The organism is Corynebacterium sp. HMSC11D10 (assembly GCF_001806995.1).
Lineage (GTDB): Bacteria > Actinomycetota > Actinomycetes > Mycobacteriales > Mycobacteriaceae > Corynebacterium > Corynebacterium coyleae.
Genome location: NZ_KV787019.1, coordinates 42366 through 48570 on the forward strand (window position 1 = coordinate 42366; position 6205 = coordinate 48570).

Below are 6205 nucleotides of genomic sequence, written 5' to 3' on the forward strand. Positions count from 1 at the left end.
AAGCACTGCCTGAGGCTCGGTACCTAATCGAGAACCCCGCCGCTAGGTGGTAACAAAATAGAAAGAGGAAATGGCCTGGGGGGTTGGGCCACGTCGGGGGATACGGTAACTGGGGACGCCGTACTCGAGGCGGGCATCAGATGAAGTTTGCGTGCTTCACGTGATGCCCGCCTCGTGCTTTCCCGAAACGTACTCGCGGCTAGTGCGCCGCCTCTTCCCAGTTTGCGCCAGTACCTGCAGACACCTCTAGCGGGACGAGGAGTTCGATTGCCTTGTCCATTTCGCGCTCCACGATCGCTTGGACGGCGTCTAGCTCGCCCGGGGCAACCTCGAGCACCAACTCATCGTGCACCTGCAGGAGGACACGTGATGCGTAGTCGCGCAAGGCGTCGTCGACACGAAGCATCGCAACCTTGATGATGTCCGCAGCAGTGCCCTGGATCGGGGCGTTCAGCGCCGCACGCTCGGCGTTCTCCCGCGCGATTCGGTTGTCACTTGTGAGTTCCGGCAAGTAGCGGCGGCGACCGAACACCGTCGAGGTGTAGCCGTCGCGACGCGCCTGCTCGACGACCTCATCAAGGTAGCGCTTTACCCCGCCGAATCGTTCGAAGTAGTTCTCCATAATGCCCTTCGCCTCACCGGCAGAGATCGACAACTGTTGCGACAGGCCGTAGGCAGACAAGCCGTAGACGAGGCCGTAGGACATTGCCTTGACCCGGCGACGTAGCTCTGGCGTGACCTGATCGATCGGAACATCAAACACGCGGGAGCCAACGAAGTTGTGCAGGTCCTCCCCAGCCCGGTACGCCTCGATCAGGCCCTCGTCTTGGCTGAGGTGCGCCATCACACGCATCTCAATCTGCGAGTAGTCGGCGGTAAGCAGGCATTCGTAGCCCTCGCCAACTACAAATGCAGAGCGGATCTTGCGCCCGGCCTCAGTACGCACCGGAATGTTCTGCAGGTTCGGCTCCGCCGAGCTGAGACGCCCCGTCGAGGCCACAGTCTGATTAAACGTGGTGTGGATCCGGCCATCCGGCTGCACCGTCTTAATCAAGCCTTCCACCGTGGACTTCATCTTCTGGTGCTCACGGTGCGCAAGCAGATAATCAAGGAACGGGTGCGGATTCTTCTCTGCGAGCGCTTCAATCTCCGCCGCAGCAGTCGAGTAACCCGTTTTCGTCTTCTTCGTCTTCGGCAGCGCAAGCTTGTCAAAGAGCACGACAGAGAGCTGCTTCGGGCTAGATAGGTTCAGGTCCGGCTCGTCGACCAGCTGACGCGCCTGCTCTTCGACCTGCTCAACCTTGTGCGTCAGGTCCTTGCGCAGCCCCTCCAGAACGTCCAGATCAACGGCGATGCCAATGTGCTCCATTTCCGCGAGCACCGTGACCAGTGGCAGTTCGAGGTTCGCGTACAACTCGTAGGAGTTGATCTCGCGCAGGTCCTTGGACAACTCTGCGGCAAGCTCCAGAATCGCCGCAGCCGCATCCACGTCGCCCGAATCATCCAGCAAGCTCAGCTGATCAGAGCTGGTGCTGAGCTGGCGCTGCAGGTGACGCTGGTACACATCCTCGAGCGCATACGTGCGCTGGCCGGGACGCAACAGATAGGCAGCGATCGCAGTATCGTGCGCAATCCCCTGCAGCTCGATGCCGCGGCCACGCAGCATGTGATAGGCAGCCTTGGCTTCGTGCAGGAACTTCGGGTCATCCGACTCGAGCCAGGTCTTCAGCGCCTTGTCTTCATCAGCCGACAGATCGGCGGCAAGTTTCGCAATGCCGTGGCGCTGCTTATCGACGATAGCCAGCGCCGTCAGATCACCCGATCCAGGCGTCGCCGTACCGGAAAGGTACAGGGCAAGGCCTTGACCTTCATGAGACTTCAGCCAGGTGTCCAGAGACTCGTTATCAACCGTCACGTCAGCCAGCTCCACCGTCTCAGGTTCGGGTGCGCTGCCATCGGTCGGTACCGCGGCGAGCACGCGTTCGCGCAGATTCACGCCGAACTCGAGGTCGTCGAAACGCGCCGCAACCTGGGCGACATCGGCTGGCTTGAGTTCGAGATCACCCGGCGCCACGGGCAGTTCCACATCGGTGACCATTGCGGTGAGTTCACGGTTCAATCGCACCTGGTCAATGCGTTCGCGGAAGTTGTTGGCTGCTTGCCCCTTCAACTCATCCGCATGCTCGATAAGCCCCTCGAGCGTGCCGTACTGCGTAATCCACTTGGTGGCGGTCTTCTCCCCCACTTTCGGCACATTCGGCAGGTTGTCTGACGGGTCGCCACGCAGGGCCGCGAAGTCCGGGTACTGCTCAGCCGTCAGGCCATATTTCTTCTCCACCTCCGCCGGGTTAAAGCGCGTCATCGTAGACACGCCACGCATTGGGTACAGGAGGGTCGTAGTGTCGTCGACAAGCTGGATGTAGTCGCGATCACCACTGACCAGAACAATCTCGTAGTCACCATCTGCACGAGCCTGGGTCACAAGCGTGGCGACGATATCGTCCGCCTCAAAGTTCTCCTTGCTCAACGTCACAATGCCGAGATCCCCCAGCACGTCCTCAATCAGCGGAACCTGGCCTTTAAACTCAGGTGGAGTAGCCTCACGCTGCGCCTTGTACTCCGGGAAACGCTCCGTACGGAACGTCTTTCGGCCCACGTCGAACGCGACGGCAGCGTGCGTCGGCTTTTCGTCGGAAAGAATATTGGCAAACATGGACAAGAATCCGTACACCGCATTCGTGTGCTGCCCACCCGACGTGGAGAAGTTCTCCGCAGGCAACGCATAGAACGCGCGGAAGGCCATCGAGTGGCCGTCGATCAACAGCAAACGCTTGGATTTTTCCGATGTTGTAGTCACGGTCAGCCAGTCTAGCGGGCGCCACGACACGACCTTCCGCACCTAATCAACCTGCGATTTCACACATCGGGGTGAACTGCGATACACTTTCGCGCGTCGCCCCAGTAGCCCAATTGGCAGAGGCAACGGATTCAAAACCCGTCCAGTGTGAGTTCGAGTCTCACCTGGGGCACCATCTCGGGAGAGGGTTTTCGGGAAACTTTTCCGAAAGAGTTCGGAAAACTGTCACCGGAACCCCCTCCACTCTTATTTTCAGCAAGAAGTGACGCAACCTACTGGTATAAAGCACTTCCCCGAGCGTATAACGGGGTTAAGTAGCAAAAGCGGACGCGGATCTCGCGGGGTAGCCACAGCACGACCTCGCCGGGCGCGCTGCGGCTGACATCGAGGTCTGCAACGCCGAGCATCGTTTCCAGTACGGGCAGTGCTTTCCGCCAGCGATCGAGCGTGACCTCGGGCGGCGTGGAGAAAGCAATGCCGCCCCGCTCGCCTTCGCCGAGGACAAATTTCACCGGCCACGAACTGACAAATTTCCGCCGCGGCGGAGGGGCCCCGCCGGACGACGGGCTCGGCGTGTGCGCACCTGCGGGCTCGCGGCGGGTCTCTGCGCTGGGGCCGGTGACGGGGGATGAAGCAGTCCCGGTGCACCCGACCAGCGTGGGTCACGCCGCGGTGGCGGAGGCGGTGGTCGCGCGGCTGTAGGTGAAGAACGACGCAACCCCCGCCAGGGCGATACCAGCGGCGGGGGGATTGGTTCACATCCCGCCCCCATCTAGGTGTGAACGAAAGTGCTTCGAGTAGCAGTCGCGCTGAAATACTAGACATCGGGCTTTATCTTGATGTCAGGTGTATTCCAACACCATGCCAATACGCCCAGATTGAAGGGAAACCGCAATGTACAAGTGACTACTCGCACTCTGTCTTGTCGTGGCCATGCCAGTGGCGGCCATGCAACCAGCCCACGCAGCGACGCCCGAAATCACCGCTGCAAGAGCCGCCAAACCAGCCTCCGAAACCCTCTCGCAACCAAATTTTTCTGGTGCCTCCGAAACTGAAACCGAAGAGATCCATGAGCAGCTGGATTCTGAGCTTGAATACCTTTCTAGCCTACCGGCGGATGAACTGGATGCCGAACTCCAATCGCTTGAGCGCAACGACGGACCAGCTCCGAGGGTTGCACCGCTCGTCATCGTGGCTGCGATCGGATGCGCGGTAGGGATCGGGGGCGCAGTCTTTACAAAATCGTGGGAGGACCCGAACAGTGCTGTGTGGGCTCTCGCAGGTGTGCTCACTGGCTGCATTCCCGGAGCCCAGCAGGCTAAGCTCGTTCAAGTCATTATGAATAACTAGCAAATGATCGCCACCGCCCTCAAGAAAGTCGGCGCATTTAGCCTCGCCGCGGCGATCCTTGGTGCGAATATCGCTCCTGTCGCGATTGCACCTAACGAGTAATTAGAGGAGCCGTTCTATGAGCCTACGAAAATTCCTGTGGATTTGCGCGGGCGTCGGGACTTTGCTTGCGGGGTATGTAAAAGAAGCTCCTCCGCTTCTGTTGGTAGCTCTTCTCTTCGTCGCTACCATTCCAACAGCACTACTAATTGGGTCATCGTCGGAGCCGAAAGGCGGCCTTAAGGCCGTCGGCCTGCTTGCGGTCTGCATTGCTATAGGGGCATTCGTTCCGCTAGTTTTGGTCTTCGCTTTTGCTGTTTATGCAGCAGTGACCTGGTATTCGGTTACCCCCGCTAAGTCCTGAGAGCACTCTATCTCGCCGAAAGGCTAATTGGAGCACCGACGGAACACAGCTTCAACACGTCAAAACCACCGCCACGGCGATGAACTGGCCCCCGAAAGTTGGACTGGTTTAATTCTAGGTGGTTAGGGCTTCAAGGGTCTGATTCCGATAATGCATCGGGGTCAGGCCCTTGAGTCGTTGTTGGATGCGTTCGGTGTTGTACTGAAGTGTCCCAGGTTTTCTGTTCGATGCCAAGGTCGAGGAGGAGTTGTTCGAAGCCGTTGCGTGCTGGGTTGGTGCGGTCGTGGCTGGTGGTGAAGGCGCGTCCGTTGTCGGTCAGGGTTGATGGTGGGTAGCCGTGGGTGGCGGCTGTGTGGGTGAAGGCTTCGATGACGTGGGTGACGGTTGCGCTGGTAAAGGCTTGGCATCGTAGGACGTAGCGGGAGTGGTCGTCGAGGATGGTGAGGATGACGACGCGTTGGTGGCCGGCGATGGTCCAATCGCTGTAGTCCATTTGCCATGTTTCGTTGGGTTGGTCTGCTTGGAATCGTATCCATGAGCTGCGGGGACGTTTTTGTGGTTGGGGTGTGACGTGTCCGTTGTTTTTGAGGATGCGGTGGATTGTTGCTGCTGCTGGCAGCGGGGTTGTGTCTTCTTGTTCGAGGTGCCAGCGGATGGTGTGGGCTCCTGCGTCGGTGCCGCGGTTGGTTAGTTCGTTGCGTAGTTGCAGGATGCGGTCGACTACTTCGGGGGCAGTGGCGCGTGGGTTTGTGTGGGGACGTTTTGATTTGGGGGTTAGTGCCTCCAGGCCGCCTTCGTTGTAGCGCTTTTGAAGTGTTCGGATCCAACGCGTTGTTACGCCGAAGTGTTGGGCTGCTTCGGCTTGGGTCATGCCGGTGGCGAGCATGATTTCGATGATGATTTTTGGCGTTGGTTTCTCCATGGCTTCAGCATGGAGGAACGATGTCGCGAGACATCAGTTTCAGCGTGTGTGGGGCAACTGTGGTGTGTTGTCGGACACCTCGCTTCTCACCGGAACGATGTGACGAGACATAATGGCTCTCGACACCGGAACGATCTCATGAGACATGCGGAACGATGTCACGGAACCAGACATCACCCGGGGCACAATGTGTTGTCTCGAGACATCGTTCCTACGCTGTCTCGAGATTTTTGTTTTTGGAGGGTTAAGCGACAAAAGCCGACGCGGTCTTTAAAATCTCGTTCGCCCTGCGCAGCTCTTTATTCTCCCGCCGCAGACGCTTCAGTTCATCGTCTACTAACTCGCCGGAGCTGACCTCGACGCCGTGTGACGGCCCTGAAGGCTTCAACCAATTATTAAGCGTGTGCGCGGAGACGCCGAGCTTGTCACCGACCTCAACCGCCGCACCTCACTTCGAGCACCCTTCAAGCTCAACAAGTTCCCCAGCCAGACGCACCGCCTTGGCCTTGAACTCATCACTGTACTTCCTTGGCATGATCCCAATCTTTCTCTAGAAACGATCGGAACCAAACCCAGGACGCTTCACTGCCGCATCAAATCCGGTGACGCTTCGGCCAGCAAATCATCCAGATAGGTTTAAGGGTCGATAGAATGCGGAGCAGCGGTCATCGTT

3 protein-coding genes, 1 tRNA gene and 2 pseudogenes are annotated in these 6205 nt (G+C 58.7%); 2 read left to right on the forward strand and 4 right to left on the reverse strand.

The genetic code is table 11. The features are described 5' to 3' along the window. Nucleotides 1-199: 199 nt before the first annotated feature. On the reverse strand, nt 200-2803 hold the full coding sequence (gene polA / locus HMPREF3120_RS01110) for a DNA polymerase I (RefSeq protein ID WP_070450079.1): 2604 nt from the start codon (nt 2801-2803) through the stop codon (nt 200-202). A 152-nt stretch (nt 2804-2955) separates the two neighbouring features. Between polA and HMPREF3120_RS01115 the strand changes: the two genes are divergently transcribed. Next, nucleotides 2956-3032 (forward strand) — tRNA-Leu (locus HMPREF3120_RS01115). Nucleotides 3033-3129: 97 nt separating this feature from the next. Here the strand turns inward: HMPREF3120_RS01115 and HMPREF3120_RS01120 are convergent. Further along, nucleotides 3130-3369, reverse strand: a complete 240-nt coding sequence (locus HMPREF3120_RS01120) for a hypothetical protein (protein WP_070449999.1) — start codon at nt 3367-3369, stop codon at nt 3130-3132. Nucleotides 3370-3784: 415 nt separating this feature from the next. On the opposite strand from HMPREF3120_RS01120, the gene HMPREF3120_RS01125 reads away from it, so the two are divergent. Further along, on the forward strand, nt 3785-4207 hold the full coding sequence (locus tag HMPREF3120_RS01125) for a hypothetical protein (protein WP_141739325.1): 423 nt from the start codon (nt 3785-3787) through the stop codon (nt 4205-4207). 517 nt (nt 4208-4724) lie between these two features. Here the strand turns inward: HMPREF3120_RS01125 and HMPREF3120_RS11630 are convergent. After that, nucleotides 4725-4811 (reverse strand): annotated as a pseudogene (locus tag HMPREF3120_RS11630) (IS3 family transposase); the annotation flags it as partial. A gap of 16 nt (nt 4812-4827) precedes the next feature. Continuing rightward, nucleotides 4828-5532 (reverse strand): annotated as a pseudogene (locus tag HMPREF3120_RS01135) (DDE-type integrase/transposase/recombinase); the annotation flags it as partial. Between the last annotated feature and the right edge of the window lie 673 nt (nt 5533-6205).